Consider the following 16,674-nt stretch of genomic DNA (forward strand, 5'->3'; position numbering starts at 1 on the left):
ACCCCCCCCCCCCCCCCCCGCGGGCGCCCCCCCCCCCCCCCCCCCCGCGCCCCCACCCCCCCCCCCCCCCCCCCCCCCCCCCCCCCCCCCCGGGGCCCCGGCCCGGTGCCGCGTTCAGGAGCCGGGGTGGGAGGCGAGCTGCCGGAGGCGGGCGTTGTAGGCCTCGAGCTCGGCGTCGTCGGTGCGCTGGGCGACGCGGTCGATCCGGCGGCCGCGGCGCTCCTCGGAGCCCATCCAGCTGAACAGGACGACGACGAGGACGAGGACGGTGGGCAGCTCGCCGAAGGACCACGCGATGCTGCCGGCGGCGTTCTGGTCGGCGAGCGGGTCGACGCCCCAGCCGGCGGGTGGGTCGGCGAAGGTCCGCACCACCAGCGACGTCGACATCATGATCGCGACGCCGAAGAAGGCGTGCAGCGGCATGGGGATCAGCAGCTCGAGCATGCGGCCGGCGTGCCCCACCTGCCGGGGCCACGGGTCCTGGGCGAGGATCGGGCCGAAGAACAGCAGCCCGGTCACGGTGAAGTGGGCGAGCATGAACTGGTGGCCGACCGGGTCGCCCATCAGCGCGTCGAAGACGGGCGTGAAGTAGACGCCGTAGAGGCTGACCAGGAACAGCGGCAGCGTGAACAGCGGGTGCGAGAGGAAGCGCGCGACCCGGCTGTGCAGGGCGTCGAGCAGCAGCGCCCGCGGGACGCCGGCCACTCCCCTGCCCCGCGGCAGTGACCGCAGCGCCAGCGTCACCGGCCGGCCGAGCAGCAGGAGCAGCGGCGCGACCATGGACAGCACCATGTGCTGCGCCATGTGCACGCTGAACAGCACCATGCCGTAGCCGTTCAGCCAGGTCCCGGTGACGGCGAACAGCGACAGGCAGCCGGCCACCCACGACGCCGCCCGCCACCACGGCCAGGCCACGCCCGAGCGGCGCAGCCGGACCAGGCCGACCAGGTAGGCCAGCACGCCGAGCAGGGCGAGGACCGGCAGCACCGACCACGCGTCCAGGTGGGGCAGGAAGACCCGCCCCCACGTGGGTGGCTCGTCGGGCACCCACATGCCCGAGTGGTGCCCGTGCTCCACCTGCGCCTCCAGACCGTCCGACGTACTCGTCCACTGTCCCACCTGGTGACGTACCGGGCGGCCCCGTCGCAGGGGCCCGCCGCGAGCGGGGGTCGGCCTCCCTGCAGGGGCCCGCCGCGAGCCTGCGAGCGGTGGGGGGCAGGGAGGTCCTTCCAGGGGGGCGAGAGGGTCCTTCCTCAGTCGTGGACGGGGGCCTCGTGACCGGCGTGCGCCTCGGCCTCGATCTGGAAGGTGCAGTGCGGGACGTCGAAGTGGTCGCCGAGGCAGGCGCACAGCGCGTCGAGGACCCGGCCGCCGTGCCCGGCGGCCAGCGCCTCGTCGGTGACGACGACGTGCGCGGACAGCACCGGCAGGCCCGAGGTGATCGTCCAGGCGTGCAGGTCGTGGACGCCGATGACGCCGGGCACCCCGAGGACGTGCGCGCGCACCTGGTCGAGGTCGACGTCGCGGGGCGCGGCCTCCAGCAGGACGTCGAGGGACTCGCGCAGCAGCGCCCACGCCCGCGGCAGCACCAGGCAGCCGATGAGCAGCGCGGCGATCGTGTCGGCCGGCGTCCACCCGGTGAGCGCGACGACGCCCGCCGCGACGAGGACGGCCACCGAGCCCAGCGCGTCGCCGAGCACCTCCAGGTGCGCGCCGCGGACGGCGAGCGACCCCCGCCGGCCGCGGTGCAGCAGCGCCAGCCCGGCGAGGTTGGCGGCCAGGCCCCCGGCGGCGACGGCGAGGACGACGCCGGAGGTGATCTCGGGCGGGTCGCCGATCCGCCGCACCGCCTCGACGAGGACGAACACCGCGACACCGGCCAGCAGCAGCCCGTTGGCCACCGCGGCGAGGATCTCCACCCGCTGCCAGCCGAAGGTGCGCCGCCCGCGGGCGGGGCGCTGCGCCAGCGTCACCGCCCCGAGGGCGAGGCCCACGCCGAGTGCGTCGGTGGCCATGTGGCCGGCGTCGGCGAGCAGGGCCAGCGAGCCGGAGACCAGCGACCCGACGACCTCGGCGACGAGGACGGCGAGGGTGAGCCCGAGGACGACGGCCAGCCGCCCGCGCGAGGCCGCCGCGGCGGTGGCGTGCCCGTGCGCGTGTCCGTGTGCACGGCCGTGTGCGTGCCCCGCTCCCATCGGCCCACCTCCCCCTCCAGTGTCCTCCGACGGCACGCGCCCCCTGGCCGGAACTGCCGGGAGGGGGCGCGTGTCTCGTGACGTGCTGGAACGGCCACCCTCCAGGGCCCCGTGCCGGGCTTGCGAGGCACGGGGGGAAGGGTGGTCCTTCCTCAGATGGCGACGCCGCGGTCCCGCAGCCACGGGATCGGGTCGATCCGCTCGCCGTCGATGCCGCCGACGTGCACCTCGAAGTGCAGGTGCGGGCCGGTCGACTGCCCGCGGTTCCCCAGCAGCGCGATGGTGTCGCCGGCGCGGACCACCTGGCCGGGCTGCACGAGGATCTCCTCCATGTGCCCGTAGACGGTGACGTCGCCGTTCTCGTGCTGGACGTAGACCGCCAGGCCGAAGCCGCTGGCGGGGCCCGCCTCGAGCACGACGCCGTCGGCGGCCGCGTACTCCGGCGTGCCGATGGGCGCGGCGAGGTCGATGCCGGCGTGCAGCGTGCCCCAGCGCGCGCCGAAGCCGCTGGTGAGCCGCGCCCCGCTGACCGGCAGCACGGTCCTGGGCCGGGCGGCCTCGGCGGCCGCGGCCGCGGCGGCCTCCTGGGCGGCGCGGTCGGCGTCGGCCTGGACCTGCGCCGCGGCGGCCTCCTCGGCCTCGCGGGCGTTGCGGCTGGCGGTGACCGCGCCGAGCAGGGTCGCCTCCGAGCGCAGGGTCGCGACCTCGGCGGCCGCGGGGAGGTCCTGGTCGGCGATGCCGAGCTCCTCGGCCACGCTCACCGAGTGGCTGACCGCCTCCGGGCCGTCGGCCTGGGCGACGCGGTCGCCCACGGAGAAGGAGCCGATCCCGACGGCGCCGACGAGCGCGGCGGCGAGGTAGAAGGCGGGCCGGCGGCGCGGCAGCTGCCGCAGCCGGGCCAGCGCGCGGTGCCGGCCGTGGCCGGCGACGACGGTGACCGGGACCCGCTCCTCGGCGGCGTCGGTCCCCCCGGGCTCACCGGCGGCGGTGTCGTCGGCGCCCGCGGCCGCGACGGCGGCCCGCGCCTGCGCGTCGGCGGCCTCGACCAGCTCGGCGGCGTCGGCGACGGCGAGGACCTCGGCGGGCTCGGCGTCCGCGGGAGCCTCGGCGGGCCCGGTCCCGGTGACGACGGTGCGGACCTCGAGGCCGGCCACCGGGGTCGCGGGAGCGGGCGTCTCGGCGGCGGTCGCCTCGGGCGAGGTCCGCGGCGACGGCGTGGGCCGCGGCCGGGGGCTCGGACGGCGGGCGGGGCGGGACGCGGATCGGGACTCGGTGCGGTCCCCGCTCGGCGACGTCTCCCCCTGACGTCGGTACGGGGTGGGCCGCGGGGCCGTCGTCGCGGCGTCGGCGGGTCGCCGGTCGGGCGACGCTGCCGCTGCCTTCCGGAGGGGGGTGCCGGCCGCGGACTGCGCGGCCGTCCCTCCGTCGAGGAGGCGGTCCGGGTGGAGCTCGGTCATGCACCTGACTTCCGTCGGGGACAGGGACGTCGTGCTGTGCCCGGGGGAGCGGGCGGGGCCCATGTAAACACGCCGTGACCGTTACGTGATCTGCGAACCGGGGTATGGAGGGCCGGATGTGTGGCACGGGTCACTGAGCTGCACGGTTGTCATTCGACGTTGCGTCGAACCGATGTGACGGTCGGTGATCAACACGCCGGTTGAGCGTTGAACGAGGGGCGAGGAGGCCCACACCGGGCACGAGGCCCCTGGACAGCCCGATCGACGGCGGTCCCGGCCGACGACCCGAGGAGAGGATCTCGTGCGCGCAGTGACCTGGCACGGACGTGCCGACGTACAGGTGGACACCGTCCCCGACCCCACGCTGCAGGAGGACACCGACGTCGTCGTCGAGATCACCTCGAGCGGCATCTGCGGGTCGGACCTGCACCTGATCGAGGTGATGGCGCCGTTCATGAGCAAGGGCGACGTCATGGGCCACGAGCCGATGGGGATCGTCCGCGAGGTCGGCTCCGCGGTGACGGCGGTGAAGCCCGGCGACCGCGTCGTCGTCCCGTTCAACATCTCCTGCGGGACCTGCTGGATGTGCTCGCAGGGCCTGCAGTCGCAGTGCGAGACCACCCAGAACCGCGACCAGGGCTTCGGCGCCTCGCTGTTCGGCTACACCAAGCTCTACGGGCAGGTGCCCGGGGGCCAGGCCGAGTACCTGCGGGTGCCCTTCGGCAACACGCTGCCGATCAAGGTCCCGGACGGCCCGCCGGACGACCGCTTCGTCTACCTCTCCGACGTCCTGCCCACCGCCTGGCAGGCGGTGCAGTACGCCGCGACGCCGCCCGGCGGCACGCTGCTCGTGCTGGGCCTGGGGCCGATCGGAGACATGTGCACCCGGATCGCCCACCACCTCGGCATCGAGAACGTGTACGCCTCCGACGTCGTGCCGGAGCGGCTCGAGCGGGCCACCGCCCGCGGCACGCACGTCATCCGCTCCACGAAGAAGGACGACGTCGTCCGGCAGATCCAGGACGCGACCGCCGGCCGCGGCGCCGACGCGGTGATCGACGCCGTGGGCATGGAGGCGCACGGCTCGCCGCTGGCGCAGATCGCGCAGAAGGCGACCGCGGTCGTCCCGGACGCGATCATGGAGAAGGTCATGCAGGTCGCCGGCATCGACCGGCTGGCCGCGCTGAACACCGCCATCGACGCGGTCCGCCGCGGCGGCACCATCTCGCTGTCCGGCGTCTACGGCGGCGCCACCGACCCGCTGCCGCTGATGCGGATGTTCGACAAGCAGATCCAGGTGCGGATGGGCCAGGCCAACGTGTGGCGCTGGGTGCCCGACATCCTGCCGCTGCTGGTCGACGGCGACCCGCTGGGCGTCGACGACTTCGCCACCCACCGGGTGCCGCTGGAGCAGGCGCCGCAGGCCTACGCCGACTTCCGCGAGAAGAAGGACGGCGCGGTCAAGGTGCTGCTGCAGCCCTGACCCGGGTGTGAGCACACCCACCGGCCGCGCGGGGCATGTCCCGCGCGGCCGGTGCCTTGCCCATCCGTAGGAAGTCCCACCCCCGCAGGACCCAGCACGGACGACGACGTCCGCACGCTCTCCGTCCGCCGTCGTCCCTCCTGGAGTCCCCTCGTGCCCCGCGGTCTGCTCGCGCTCGCCATCGGCGCTTTCGGTATCGGCACCACCGAGTTCGTCGTCATGGGCATGCTGCCCGAGATCGCCGGCGGCCTCGGGGTCTCGGTGTCCGCCGTCGGCCTGCTCATCTCCGCCTACGCGGCCGGCGTCGTCCTCGGCGCGCCGACGCTCACCGCGCTCGGCGTGCGGTTCTCCCCGCGCCAGACGCTGGTCGCGCTGATGGTCGTGTTCGTCGTCGGCAACGCGCTGTCGGCGGTGGCGCCCACCTACGAGACCCTGGCCGCGGCGCGGGTGCTGACCGCGCTGGCGCACGGGTCGTTCTTCGGCGTGGGCGCGGTGGCCGCGCGGCGGCTGGTCCCGCCGGAGCGGGCCACCCAGGCGATCTCGCTGATGATGGTCGGGCTCACGCTGGCCAACGTGGTCGGCGTCCCGCTCGGCACGTTCGTCGCCCAGCAGCTGAGCTGGCGGCTGGTGCTCGGCGCGATCGCCGGCATCGGGCTGGTCACCATCGCCGGGCTGCTGGCCTGGCTGCCCGCCGGCACCGGGGAGCGCGGGGACCTGCGCGCCGAGCTGGCCGCCTTCCGCCGCCCCCAGGTGTGGCTGGTGCTCGGCCTGACCATGGTCGGCTTCGCCGCGCTGTTCGCCGTCTACAGCTACGTCAGCCCGATCCTCACCGACCTGGCCGGCCTGCCCGAGGGCTGGGTGACGCCGGTGCTGGCGCTGTTCGGCGTCGGGACCACCGTCGGCACGCTGGCCGGCGGCCGCCTCGGCGACCGGTTCGGCTGGACGTTCGTCGTCGTCGGGCTGCTCGCCACCGCGCTGCTGCTGGCCGCCTTCGCCTTCCTCGCCCGCACCCCCGCGGCGGCCGTCGTCCTGCTGGTGCTGTTCGGCACGGTCGCCTTCGCGATGGGCCCGGTCGTGCAGAACGGGGTGATCGTGGCCGCGCGGGTCTCCGGCGGCAGCCTGGTGTCGGCGGCCAACCAGGCCGCGTTCAACGTGGCCAACGCGGTCGGCGCCGCACTGGGCGCGCTGGTCATCTCCCTCGGCCTGGGCTACACCGCGCCGATGTGGGTGGGCGCGGGCCTCGCCCTCCTGGGCAGCGGCCTCGCACTGGTCGCCCGGCGGGCCGACCGGCGCGAGACCGCCCGGGTGACCGCCGACGTCGGCCGGTGGCACGCCGAGGTCGGCAGCCGGCTGGCCGCCTGAGGGTTCCCCCGGGCTCCCCGGGTAGGAGGCGGGCATGACGACTCCGACGGCCGAGAGGTCGGGACAGTTCGCGCTCGGGGACCGCGCGGTCAACCGCATCGGCTACGGCGCGATGCAGCTGGCCGGCCCGCACGTCATGGGCCCGCCGGCCGACCGGGAGGCCGCCGTCGCCGTGCTGCGCCGCGCGGTCGAGCTCGGCGTGGACCACCTCGACACCAGCGACTACTACGGGCCGCACGTGACCAACGAGGTCATCCGCGAGGCCCTGCACCCCTATCCCGAGCAGCTGACCGTCGTCACCAAGGTCGGCGCCCGGCGGACGCCCGACGGCGCGTGGCCCGAGGCGCTGTCCCCCGACGAGCTCGAGCAGGCCGTGCACGACAACCTCGACCACCTCGGCGTCGACGTGCTCGACGTGGTCAACCTGCGCATGCCCGGCTTCGCCGCACCGGTGGAGCGCTCGCTGGCCGAGCCGTTCGAGGCGCTGGCCGACCTGCAGCAGCAGGGGCTGATCCGGCACCTGGGCGTGTCCAACGTGACGACGCAGCAGTACGCCGAGGCGCGGTCGATCGCGCCGGTGGTGTGCGTGCAGAACCACTACAACCTCGTGCACCGCGCCGACGACCCGATGCTCGACGCGCTGGCCCGCGAGGGCGTCGCCTACGTGCCCTTCTTCCCGCTCGGCGGGTTCACCCCCCTGCAGTCCGCGGCGCTGGAGACGGTCGCGCGGCGGCTGGAGACCACGCCGATGCAGGTGGCGCTGACCTGGCTGCTGGCCCGCTCCCCCAACGTGCTGCTGATCCCGGGGACCTCGTCGGTGGCGCACCTGGAGGAGAACCTGCAGGCCGGCGCGCGGGTCCTGGGGCCGCTGGAGATGGAGGAGCTCGACCGCATCGGCGGCACCGGCGAGTCCGACGTCGACCTCTGACCCGGCCCGGGCGGCAGAGACGGCCACTCCTGCCGCCTAGGGCCCGGCGGCGGAGGTGACCAGCTGGTCGACCGCGGCGTCGAGCACCGCGCGGGTGGCGGCGGTGTCGCGGTCGACCAGCCAGGTCGTCGTCGCGCCGTCCACGACGGTGACCAGCAGCCGGGCCAGCTCCGGCACCGGCCGCCGCCAGGTGGCGCCGGTCGCGGCGGCGGCCTCCTCCAGCAGGCGGGTCGCCGCCGCGGTGTAGGCGCGGTACTGCTCGGCGGCCACCGGCCGCAGCGCCGGGTCGCGCACCGCGTGCAGCGTCAGCTCGAGCATCAGCGCCTCGGCGCCGGGCTCGCGCTCGAGGTGGTCGAGGTAGCCGGCGGCGGCCGCGCGCAGGCAGCCGGCCAGGCCCGCCGCCGGGTCCAGCCCGGCGGTGGCGGCGGCCAGCTCGCGGCCGACCACGCGGGCGACCAGCTCGCGCAACAGCTCGTCACGCGAGGCGAAGGCGTAGTGGAAGGCGGCCAGCGGCATCCCCGCCTCGGCGACGACCGCGCGGGTGGTGCCGGCGGCCAGGCCGTCCCGGGCCATCACCCGCAGCGCCGCCTCCACCAGGGCCGCCCGGCGCTGCGCGGCCGGCAGCCGCGGCACCTCAGGCCTGCCCGGCGGGCTGCCCGGCCGGGCCGAGGACCCGGGCGAGGTGGGCGTTGGTGAACACCCCGGCGGGGTCCAGCCGGTCGCGCAGCGCGGCGAACTCGCCGAACCGCGGGTACCGCTGCGCCAGCGCCGCGGCGTCGAGACCGTGCTCCTTGCCCCAGTGCGGGCGCCCGCCGGCGGCCAGGGCGATCGCCTCGAAGGCGGCGAACCACCCGCCGGAACGGTCGCGGGCGGGCACGTGGACGGCGACGTAGGCGGTGTCGCGGCCGTACGCCGTCGACAGCGGGACGTCGTCGGCGGCGGCGACGCGCACCTCGACCGGGAACGGCACCCGGTGCGGGCCGGTGTCGACCACCCGCCGCAGCTCCTCCAGCACGGCCGGGGCCGCCTCCCGCGGCACCGCGTACTCCGTCTCCCGGAACCGCACCCGCCGGCGGGACACGAACACCCGGTGCGCGACGTCGGTGTACGTGCGCCCACCCCACCCGCCGGCACAGACCCGGGCCAGCGGCGGCACCAGTGCGGGCACCCGGCGGCCGGCGGCGACGACGGCGGCGAAGCCGGCGTTGGCCAGCACCTCGTCGTCCCAGAACGCCCGGGCCCGGCCCAGCGGCGCGACCTCGGCCAGCGGCACCCGGGTGTTGCGCAGGGTCCGGCAGCGGTCGGTGTGCGGGAACCAGTAGAACTCGACGTGGTCGGTCGAGGACGTGAAGCCGGCGAAGTCGGCCAGCAGGTCCGGCAGCGCGGCGGCGCCCTCCTCGGCGCGCAGCGCGAACGCCGGCACCGTCTGCAGGGTCACGGTGCTCAGCACGCCGAGGGCGCCCAGGCCGACCCGCGCGGCGGAGAACACGTCGGGGTGCTCGTCGGACGAGCAGCGCAGGACCGACCCGTCGGCGGTGACGAGTTCGAGCCCGCGCACCTGCGTCGCCAGCCCGCCGAACCGGGCGCCGGTGCCGTGGGTGCCGGTGGAGATCGCGCCGGCGACGGTCTGCCGGTCGACGTCGCCGAGGTTGGTCAGCGCCCAGCCGCGGGCGGCCAGCTCCGCGTTCAGCCGGTGCAGCGGCATCCCGGCCTGCACGGTGACCAGCCCGGCGTCGTCGACGCCGACCAGCGAGGCGTGCCGGTCCAGCGCCAGCGCGACGTCCTCCGGGCGGCCGATGCCGGTGAACGAGTGGCCGCTGCCCAGCGCGGTGACCCGGCGGCCCGCCGCGGCGGCGTCCCGCACCGCGGCGGCGATCTCCCCGGTGCCCGCCGGGTGCACCACGGTCACGCCGTCCGCCCGCTGGTTTCCGGCCCAGTTGCGCCAGGTGCCCACGCCCGCCTCCTCCGTCGTGCGCGGCAGCGTCCCGTGCCCGCCGGACCGGGTCAAGCGACTGGGACGCTTGACCCACTCAGCGGTCCGCGAGGATGCTGCCGCGCCATGACCTCCCCGGCCGCAGCACGGGCCCGGCTGGACCGGGCGACCGCGGACCTCGACCCGCCACTGGCCGTCCTCGACCTCGACGCGCTCGACGCGAACGCCGCCGACCTGGTCCGCCGCGCCGGCGGGCGCCCGGTCCGGGTGGCGAGCAAGTCGGTGCGCAGCCGCGCGGTGCTGCGGCGGGTGCTGGCCCGGCCCGGCTTCGCCGGCGTGCTGGCCTACACGCCGGCCGAGGCGCTGTGGCTGGCCGGCGGGGACGACCCGGTGTCCGAGGACGTCGTCGTCGCCTACCCCTCGGTGGACCGCGCGGCGCTGCGCGCGCTGGTGGCCGACCCCGCGCTCGCCGCGCGGGTGACGCTGATGGCCGACGCCCCGGACCACCTCGACGCCGTCGACGCGGTGGCGCCCCCCGGCTCGCGGCCGCCGGTGCGGATCTGCCTGGACCTCGACGCGTCGCTGCGGGCCGGGCGGCTGCACGTCGGGGTGCGCCGCTCGCCGGTGCACGACCCGGCGGCCGCCGCGGCCCTGGCCCGGGCGGTGTGCGCCCGGCCCGGCTTCACGCTGGTCGGGCTCATGGCCTACGAGGCGCAGGTCGCGGGCGTGCCGGACGCGCCGCCCGGGCGCCCGCTGCGCGGCCTGGCGGTGCGCGGGGTGCAGGCGCTGTCGGTGCGGGAGCTGACCGCCCGGCGGGCCGCCGCGGTGGCCGCCGTCTCCGCCGTCGCGCCGCTGGCGTTCGTCAACGGCGGTGGCACCGGGAGCCTGGAGCGGACCGCGGCCGACCCGTCGGTCACCGAGGTCGCCGCGGGCTCGGGGCTGTACCAGCCGACGCTGTTCGACGGGTACCGCGCCTTCCGCGGCCGCCCGGCGCTGCTGTTCGCGCTGCCGGTCACCCGCCGCCCCGCCCCCGGGACGGTGACCGTCGCGGGCGGCGGGTGGATCGCCTCCGGGCCGCCCGGCGCCGACCGGCAGCCGCGCCCGGTGCACCCGGCCCGGCTGCGGCTGCTCGGCACCGAGGGCGCCGGGGAGGTGCAGACGCCGCTGCGCGGTCCGGACGCCGACGGGCTCGCGGTCGGCGACCGCGTCTGGTTCCGGCACGCCAAGGCCGGCGAGGTCTGCGAGCACGTCGACGTCCTGCACACGCTGGCCGGGGACCGGCTCACCGGCGCCGTCGCCACCTACCGCGGCGAGGGCCGCGCGTTCGGCTGAGCCTGGCGACTCACGAGGGAGTCGGAGCGGCGGCGGGAACGGCCATCACTGCCGCGTCAGTCGGCGTCGTTGGCGAGCAGGGCCCGGGCCTCGGCGGCCTCGTCCGCGGTGAGCCCGCCCGAGCCCTCCGGGTGGTCGACCTGCGCGTCGATCCAGCGCCGGTGCGCCTCCCACGCCGACTGCCGGGTGGCACCCAGCGCGCGGCCGATCTGCGCCCAGGACGCGCCGGTCGCCCGCGCCGTCCGGACGGTGAGCTGGCGCCCCTGGGCCGACCGCCGGGCGATCACCTCGCCCAGCGCCAGCAGCTCCAGCGCCTCCTCGCGGGTCAGCGGCCGCGGGCCGGCCGGGTCGTCGGGGTCGGCCAGCGAGTCCCGCGTGCGCAGCTCGTCGTAGCGGCGGACGGCGCTGGCGAGGGTGTGCTGCCGTTCGAGGTCGTCGACGTCCATGACCCATCGTCCGTCAGGACGGCCTGACGGCGCCTCACCGTGCCCGGACGACCCGCGTCTCGTCGAACACCGGCTCGGCGGACTCGTACACCCGGCCGTCGGCGCCGAAGACGAGGAACCGGTCGAAGGAGCGGGCGAACCAGCGGTCGTGGGTCACCGCGAGCACCGTGCCGTCGAACGCGGCCAGCGCCTCCTCCAGCGCCTCGGCGGACAGGACGTCGAGGTTGTCGGTGGGCTCGTCGAGGAGCAGCAGCGTGGCGCCGGACAGCTCGAGCACCAGCACCTGGAAGCGCGCCTGCTGCCCGCCGGACATGGTCCGGAACGGCTGGTCGGCGGAGTCGGTGAGCCCGTAGCGGCGCAGCACCGCCATCGCCCGCCCGCGGTCGACGCCCGGCCGCCCGGGCTCGCCGTGCCACAGCAGGTCCACCGGCGTCCGGTCCTGCCACTCCGGGTGCGCGTGGGTCTGGGCGAAGGAGCCGGGGACGACGCGCGCCCCGAGCCGCCACGACCCGGTGTGGGCGACGTCCTGGCCGGCCAGCAGCCGCAGGAAGTGGGACTTGCCCGCGCCGTTGGCCCCGAGGACGCCGACCCGGTCGCCGTACCAGACCTCCAGGTCGAACGGCTGCATGAGGCCGGTCAGCTCCAGCTGCTCGGCCGTGACCGCCCGCACGCCGGTGCGCCCGCCGCGCAGCCGCATCGTCACCTGCTGCTGCGGCGGCCGGTCCGGCGGCGGCCCGGCCGCCTCGAACTTCGCCAGCCGGGTCTGCATCGCCCGGTACCGCGAGGCCATGTCCGGGGAGTTGGCCGCCTGCTGCTGCAGCGTGCGGACCAGCTCGACGAGGCGCTCGTGCTCCTCCTCCCAGCGGCGGCGCAGCTCGGCCATCCGCTCGTGCCGCGCCTCGCGGGCCTCGGGGTAGGAGGACCACCCGCCGCCGTGCACCCACGCCGTCCCGCCCTCGACGGTGACCACCCGGTCGGCGACGGTGGCGAGCAGCTCGCGGTCGTGGCTGACGAACAGCACCGTCTTGCGGGTCTCCAGCAGCCGCTGCTCCAGCCAGCGCTTGCCGGGGACGTCGAGGTAGTTGTCCGGCTCGTCGAGCAGCAGCACCTGCTCCGGCCCGCGCAGCAGCGCCTCGAGCGCGAGCCGCTTCTGCTCGCCGCCGGACAGCGTGGACAGCTCGCGGTACTTGCACCGGTCGTACGGGACCCCGAGCGCCGCGACGGTGACCGTGTCCCAGGTGACCTCGGCGTCGTAGCCGCCGGCGTCGCCCCACTGCGCGAGCGCGTCGGCGTAGGCGAGCTGCGCGGGCTCGTCGTCGGTCTCCATGAGGGTCAGCTCGGCGGCCTCGACGGCGTCCCAGGCGGCGCGCACCGCGGGCGCGGAGAGGTCGACGAGGAAGCGCTGCACGGTGGTGTCGTCGCGCACCGAGCCGATGAACTGCCGCATGACGCCGAGCCCGCCGCTGCGCGCGACCGTGCCGGCCTCGGGCACGAGGTCACCGGCGACGATCCGCAGCAGCGTCGTCTTGCCCGCGCCGTTCTCGCCGACCAGCGCCGCGCGGGCGCCCTCGCCGATCCGGAACGAGACGTCGTCCAGCAGCACCCGGCCGCCCGGCAGCGTGTGCCGGACCCCGCTCACGTCGACGTAGCCCACCCCGACATCGTCCGGGGCCGGGCAACCGGATTCGGCGGGGCCTCCTCAGCCGACGGACTGCAGGCGGGTCCGGGCCAGCCGCTCCACCATCTCCGGCAGCGCGGTCGCCGGGACGCCGCTGAGGTCCTGCCGGCACATGCGGACGACGTTGCCGACGACCTGGGGCCGCAGCCGGGTGCCGAACTCGTCCACCAGCCGGGTGACGGCCTGCTCGACGGCGGGGTCGGCGGTCGGCTGCTCGGTCGTGATCATGGGCGCGCGGGACTCCTCGTTCGGTCCGTGCGGGGTACGGCCTCCACGGTGGCGGGTGGGGCGGGTGTTAAACAGGGACCTTCGTCCCCCGCCGAGGACCGGTCCGGCGTGTCGGTCAGGACACGAAGAACGCGTTGCCGCCCGACGACGTGACCGCGGCGGCGTCGCGCACCAGCGCGGCGAGCTCGGCCCGGTCCACCCGGTCCAGCGAGGTGAACCGGACGCAGCTCTTGCCGCAGGACACCCGCCCCAGCCGCGCGGCGCGCGCCTCGGGCAGGTACTGGCCGTCGACGACGGCGCACACGTACAGCGACAGGTGCCGCTTCTGCGCGGCGAGGGCGACCAGCGGCCAGCGGGTGGTCGCCCTGGCCGAGCGCGGCCGGTAGGGCAGCAGGCCGTAGCCGAGCATCCGCCCCGCCCCGGCCGGCACGAGCTCGCGGTCCAGCCCGGGCGCGGCCTCGCGGACCAGGGCGTCGACCCGCCGCAGCTCCGCCTCGCGCGGCCCGGCGGCGGCGAACCACTCCTCGACGGTGTCGGTCACGGACCGGACGGTAGCGCCGCCGGACGACGGTTCAGGCGGGTCGCCGTCCCCAGAGCAGGGTGTCCAGCGCGGTGCCGTCGGGCGTCTCACGGCGGACCTGCTCGAGCCGGTCGACGTCGAGCAGGCCGGCGACCGGGGCCAGCCGCCGGGTGCTGTGCAGGATCCCCGGGTCCCGCGGCCCGCCGACGCCCGCGGTCACGTTCTCGGCGTCGTGCCCCAGCAGCAGGAACCGCCCGCCGGGGCGGAGCCAGCCGACGGCCCGGCGGAGGGTGTCGGTCATCGGCGGGTCCGGCAGGTGCAGGTAGGCGACGAGCACCAGGTCCACGGAGGCGGGGGGCGCCGTCCAGGTGGTCACGTCGGCGGTCACCCAGGCGACCCGGTCGGCGTCCGGCTGCGCCTGCCCGCGGGCCAGGCCGGTGGCGGAGAAGTCGACGGCGGTCGCGCGCCAGCCCCGCCGGGCGAGCCACAGCGCGTGCCGGCCCTCCCCCGCGGCCAGGTCGACGGCGTCGCCCGGCGGCAGGTCCTCCAGGAGTGCCGCGACCAGCGGGTTGGGTCCCCCCGACCACTGCTGCCGCTCGGCGTAGCGCGCGTCCCAGTCCTCGGCCTGCACGGGCCGCAGTCTGGCAGCGACGACGTGCGCGCCGCCCGGGCCGGGGCGAGGGTGGGCGGGTGAGCACCCTCCGGCTGGTCCGCTTCGAGCCGGAGCACCTGCCAGCCGTCACGCCCTGGTTCGACGACGAGGCGACGCGGCGGCGGCTGGGCGGCCGCGAGTGGCCGGTCCGGGAGATGGCGCTGCGCAGCACGCGGTGGACCGACGAGTTCCGCGGGCGCCGGGTGCTGCGCAGCCACTCCTTCGTCGCGCTCGACGACGCGGGGCGCCCGCTCGCCCAGATCGGCGGCGACGTCTACGACCGGTGGACGACGTGGGACCCGGTGGCCGAGCGGGTCCTCGCCACCGACGGGCGCCGCACGATGGGCGTGGCCTACGTCGTCGACCCGGCGTGCCGGGGACGCGGCCACGGCAGCGCCGCGCTGCGGGCGCTGGTGGCCGCGCCCGAGACCGCCGACGTCGAGCAGTTCGTGCTGGGCATCGAGCCGGACAACACCGCGAGCCTGCGGGTCGCCGCCGCGGCCGGGTTCACGCCGCTGACCACGGAGCCCGATGCGGAGGACATGGTCTACCTGCACCGGGAGCGCTGACCGGGGCGGGTGCGGTGATCGAGGATGGCCCCGTGCCCGCACACGTCTCCGACCTCGACGACCTCGCGCTGCACGGCCCCCGGGTGCTCGGCTTCGCCTCCCCGGGACGGATCGCCGCCCGCTACGGGCTCGACCGCGACGAGGTCGAGGACCGGCTGATCGAGCACGCCACCCGGGGCTGGGTCACCCACACCCGCTTCGCCGACAGCGCCGGGTGGTCGCTGACCGAGGCCGGCCGCGCCGAGGACGAGCGGCGGATGGGCGCGGAGCTGGAGCGGACCGGCGCGCGGGACGTGGTCGCCGAGGCCCACGGCCGGTTCGTCCCGCTGAACCGCAGGTTCGGGAAGGTGTGCACCGACTGGCAGCTGCGGCCGACCCGCACCGAGCCGATGGCCGCCAACGACCACACCGACTGGAGGTGGGACGAGCGGGTGCTGCGGGCGCTGGGGACGCTCGGCCGCGACCTGGCCGCGGTGACCGACCCGCTGGCCCGCTGCCTGCAGCGCCTGGACGGCTACTCCGACCGCTACGCCGCCGCGCTCGCCCGGGTCGACCACGGCGAGCGCCGCTGGGTGGACTCCCCCGAGGTCGACTCCTGCCACACGGTGTGGATCCAGCTGCACGAGGACCTGCTCGCCACGCTGGGGATCGAGCGCGGGCAGGACGCCTGACGTCACCCCCGGCTGGCACCCTCCCGGCATGACGACGGTGACGCCCCGCGAGGTCGCGCTGCTGCGCCTGGTGGCCCAGCGGGTGGCCGGGCCGCCGTTCCCCGACGCCGCGGCGGCGGTGCGGGCGCTCGGCGCGGTGCAGGGCCAGGACCTGCCGGGCGCGCTGACGTCGGTGGCGCTGCGCACCGCCGGCCGCTCCCGCGCGGGGGTCACCGCGGCCCTCGACGCCGGTGACGTCGTCCGGTCCTGGCCGATGCGCGGGACGCTGCACCTGGTCGCCGCCGACGACCTGCCCTGGATGCTCGAGCTGCTCGGCGGGCGGGTGCTGGCCGGCGCGGCGAGGCGGCGGGCCGTCGTCGGGCTCACCGAGGACGACCTCGAGCGGTCGCGGGAGGTCGCCGTCGCCGCGCTGACCGGTGGGCGGCGGCTGGGCCGGGCCGCGCTGCTGGCCGCCCTCGCCGACGCCGGGTGCGACGTCGCGGGCCAGAAGGGCTACCACACGCTCTGGTACCTCTCCCAGACCGGGACGCTGGTCCTCGGCCCCGCCGACGACGGCGACCAGGCGTTCGTGCTGCTCGACGAGTGGGTGCCCGCGCCGCGCCGGCTGGACCGCGAGGAGGCGCTGGCCGAGCTCGCGCTGCGGTTCTTCACCGGGCACGGGCCGGCCACGGTCGCGGACCTGGTGCGCTGGGCGGGCACGACGGTCCGCGACGCCCGCGCGGGCCTGGCGCCGGTGCGGGACCGGCTGGCCGCGGTCGACGTCGGCGGCACCGAGATGTACCTCGACCCGGAGACCCCGGAGCGGCTGGCCGCCTGCCGTGCCGACGCCGAGGGGCTGCACCTGCTGCCCGGCTTCGACGAGGTCGTCCTCGGCTACGCCGACCGCACCTGCACGGTGCCCCCGGAGTTCGCCGACCGCATCGCGCCCGGCGGCAACGGGGTGTTCCGGTCCACCGTGGTCTGCGGCGGGCAGGTGGTGGGCACCTGGCGGTGGACCGGGAAGGGCGCGAGGCGGGTCGCCACCGCCGAGCCGTTCACCGCCTTCCCCGACGGCGTCGCCGAGCGCGTGCCGGAGCTCGCCGCCGCACTCCCCTGACGCCGTGCGGCCGGGACTCGACCGCAGTGCGGGCTCTCCCCGTCCGTTGCCCGCGCGGCGGCACCGGCAGAGCACGAGGAACCCCGGCAGTGCGCGGCCGGGAGGCGACGGCGGGGCCGCCGGG

General features: G+C 76.8%; 17 protein-coding genes. 7 read left to right on the top strand and 10 right to left on the bottom strand.

The features are described from left to right. Window positions 1–114: 114 nt before the first annotated feature. From ACI79B_RS00005 to ACI79B_RS00015, 3 genes are all read right to left on the bottom strand, one after another. Window positions 115–1,077 carry a cytochrome c oxidase assembly protein gene (locus ACI79B_RS00005; protein ID WP_456926032.1) on the bottom strand — a complete coding sequence of 321 codons (963 nt, stop codon included), beginning with the start codon at window positions 1,075–1,077 and terminating at the stop codon, window positions 115–117. A 176-nt stretch (window positions 1,078–1,253) separates the two neighbouring features. Further along, entirely contained in the window at window positions 1,254–2,195 is a 942-nt protein-coding gene (locus ACI79B_RS00010) for a cation diffusion facilitator family transporter (protein ID WP_456926034.1), read from the bottom strand. A gap of 152 nt (window positions 2,196–2,347) precedes the next feature. Beyond that, the gene (locus tag ACI79B_RS00015) at window positions 2,348–3,349 is read right to left on the bottom strand and encodes a M23 family metallopeptidase (RefSeq protein ID WP_456926036.1); all 1,002 of its coding nucleotides are present in this window, start codon (window positions 3,347–3,349) and stop codon (window positions 2,348–2,350) included. A gap of 604 nt (window positions 3,350–3,953) precedes the next feature. Here ACI79B_RS00015 and ACI79B_RS00020 point away from each other — a divergent pair. From ACI79B_RS00020 to ACI79B_RS00030, 3 genes are all read left to right on the top strand, one after another. Continuing rightward, complete coding sequence (locus tag ACI79B_RS00020; RefSeq protein ID WP_456926037.1) at window positions 3,954–5,135, top strand: alcohol dehydrogenase catalytic domain-containing protein; 1,182 nt, start codon at window positions 3,954–3,956, stop codon at window positions 5,133–5,135. A 153-nt stretch (window positions 5,136–5,288) separates the two neighbouring features. Beyond that, entirely contained in the window at window positions 5,289–6,497 is a 1,209-nt protein-coding gene (locus ACI79B_RS00025; protein ID WP_456926038.1) for an MFS transporter, read from the top strand. Window positions 6,498–6,531: 34 nt separating this feature from the next. Then, window positions 6,532–7,425: an oxidoreductase gene (locus ACI79B_RS00030; RefSeq protein ID WP_456926040.1), complete on the top strand. Its 894-nt coding sequence runs from the start codon at window positions 6,532–6,534 to the stop codon at window positions 7,423–7,425. A gap of 36 nt (window positions 7,426–7,461) precedes the next feature. Here the strand turns inward: ACI79B_RS00030 and ACI79B_RS00035 are convergent, their stop codons facing one another. Continuing rightward, a complete protein-coding gene (locus ACI79B_RS00035; protein WP_456926041.1) occupies window positions 7,462–8,058 on the bottom strand; it encodes a TetR/AcrR family transcriptional regulator in 597 nt (198 codons plus the stop codon). A gap of 1 nt (window position 8,059) precedes the next feature. Further along, the gene (locus tag ACI79B_RS00040) at window positions 8,060–9,379 is read right to left on the bottom strand and encodes a D-arabinono-1,4-lactone oxidase (RefSeq protein WP_456926042.1); all 1,320 of its coding nucleotides are present in this window, start codon (window positions 9,377–9,379) and stop codon (window positions 8,060–8,062) included. A gap of 105 nt (window positions 9,380–9,484) precedes the next feature. Between ACI79B_RS00040 and ACI79B_RS00045 the strand changes: the two genes are divergently transcribed. Next, on the top strand, window positions 9,485–10,690 hold the full coding sequence (locus tag ACI79B_RS00045) for an amino acid deaminase/aldolase (RefSeq protein WP_456926043.1): 1,206 nt from the start codon (window positions 9,485–9,487) through the stop codon (window positions 10,688–10,690). Window positions 10,691–10,746: 56 nt separating this feature from the next. Here the strand turns inward: ACI79B_RS00045 and ACI79B_RS00050 are convergent, their stop codons facing one another. The 5 genes from ACI79B_RS00050 to ACI79B_RS00070 all read right to left on the bottom strand — a co-directional run bounded on the left by ACI79B_RS00050 (window position 10,747) and on the right by ACI79B_RS00070 (window position 14,193). Then, complete coding sequence (locus ACI79B_RS00050; RefSeq protein ID WP_456926044.1) at window positions 10,747–11,136, bottom strand: hypothetical protein; 390 nt, start codon at window positions 11,134–11,136, stop codon at window positions 10,747–10,749. Between the two features lie 34 nt (window positions 11,137–11,170). Further along, window positions 11,171–12,790 carry an ABC-F family ATP-binding cassette domain-containing protein gene (locus tag ACI79B_RS00055; protein WP_456926045.1) on the bottom strand — a complete coding sequence of 540 codons (1,620 nt, stop codon included), beginning with the start codon at window positions 12,788–12,790 and terminating at the stop codon, window positions 11,171–11,173. A 45-nt stretch (window positions 12,791–12,835) separates the two neighbouring features. Continuing rightward, window positions 12,836–13,042: a three-helix bundle dimerization domain-containing protein gene (locus tag ACI79B_RS00060; protein WP_456926046.1), complete on the bottom strand. Its 207-nt coding sequence runs from the start codon at window positions 13,040–13,042 to the stop codon at window positions 12,836–12,838. Window positions 13,043–13,157: 115 nt separating this feature from the next. Beyond that, window positions 13,158–13,583 carry a DUF1801 domain-containing protein gene (locus ACI79B_RS00065; protein WP_456926048.1) on the bottom strand — a complete coding sequence of 142 codons (426 nt, stop codon included), beginning with the start codon at window positions 13,581–13,583 and terminating at the stop codon, window positions 13,158–13,160. 31 nt (window positions 13,584–13,614) lie between these two features. After that, on the bottom strand, window positions 13,615–14,193 hold the full coding sequence (locus ACI79B_RS00070; RefSeq protein WP_456926049.1) for a class I SAM-dependent methyltransferase: 579 nt from the start codon (window positions 14,191–14,193) through the stop codon (window positions 13,615–13,617). Window positions 14,194–14,252: 59 nt separating this feature from the next. Between ACI79B_RS00070 and ACI79B_RS00075 the strand changes: the two genes are divergently transcribed. The 3 genes from ACI79B_RS00075 to ACI79B_RS00085 are packed head-to-tail and all read left to right on the top strand — an operon-like array spanning window position 14,253 to window position 16,550. Further along, on the top strand, window positions 14,253–14,783 hold the full coding sequence (locus ACI79B_RS00075) for a GNAT family N-acetyltransferase (RefSeq protein WP_456926050.1): 531 nt from the start codon (window positions 14,253–14,255) through the stop codon (window positions 14,781–14,783). Between the two features lie 32 nt (window positions 14,784–14,815). After that, window positions 14,816–15,454, top strand: a complete 639-nt coding sequence (locus tag ACI79B_RS00080; protein WP_456926051.1) for a hypothetical protein — start codon at window positions 14,816–14,818, stop codon at window positions 15,452–15,454. 28 nt (window positions 15,455–15,482) lie between these two features. Beyond that, window positions 15,483–16,550 carry a winged helix DNA-binding domain-containing protein gene (locus ACI79B_RS00085; RefSeq protein WP_456926052.1) on the top strand — a complete coding sequence of 356 codons (1,068 nt, stop codon included), beginning with the start codon at window positions 15,483–15,485 and terminating at the stop codon, window positions 16,548–16,550. Window positions 16,551–16,674: the final 124 nt, after the last annotated feature.

Source organism: Geodermatophilus sp. SYSU D00879, assembly GCF_054050375.1.

Coding starts and splice junctions, on each gene's coding strand:
- ACI79B_RS00010 (WP_456926034.1), bottom strand. CDS start 2,195: ATGGGAGCGGGGCACGCACACGGCCGTGCACACGGACACGCGCACGGG.
- ACI79B_RS00030 (WP_456926040.1), top strand. CDS start 6,532: ATGACGACTCCGACGGCCGAGAGGTCGGGACAGTTCGCGCTCGGGGAC.
- ACI79B_RS00045 (WP_456926043.1), top strand. CDS start 9,485: ATGACCTCCCCGGCCGCAGCACGGGCCCGGCTGGACCGGGCGACCGCG.
- ACI79B_RS00050 (WP_456926044.1), bottom strand. CDS start 11,136: ATGGACGTCGACGACCTCGAACGGCAGCACACCCTCGCCAGCGCCGTC.
- ACI79B_RS00060 (WP_456926046.1), bottom strand. CDS start 13,042: ATGATCACGACCGAGCAGCCGACCGCCGACCCCGCCGTCGAGCAGGCC.
- ACI79B_RS00085 (WP_456926052.1), top strand. CDS start 15,483: ATGACGACGGTGACGCCCCGCGAGGTCGCGCTGCTGCGCCTGGTGGCC.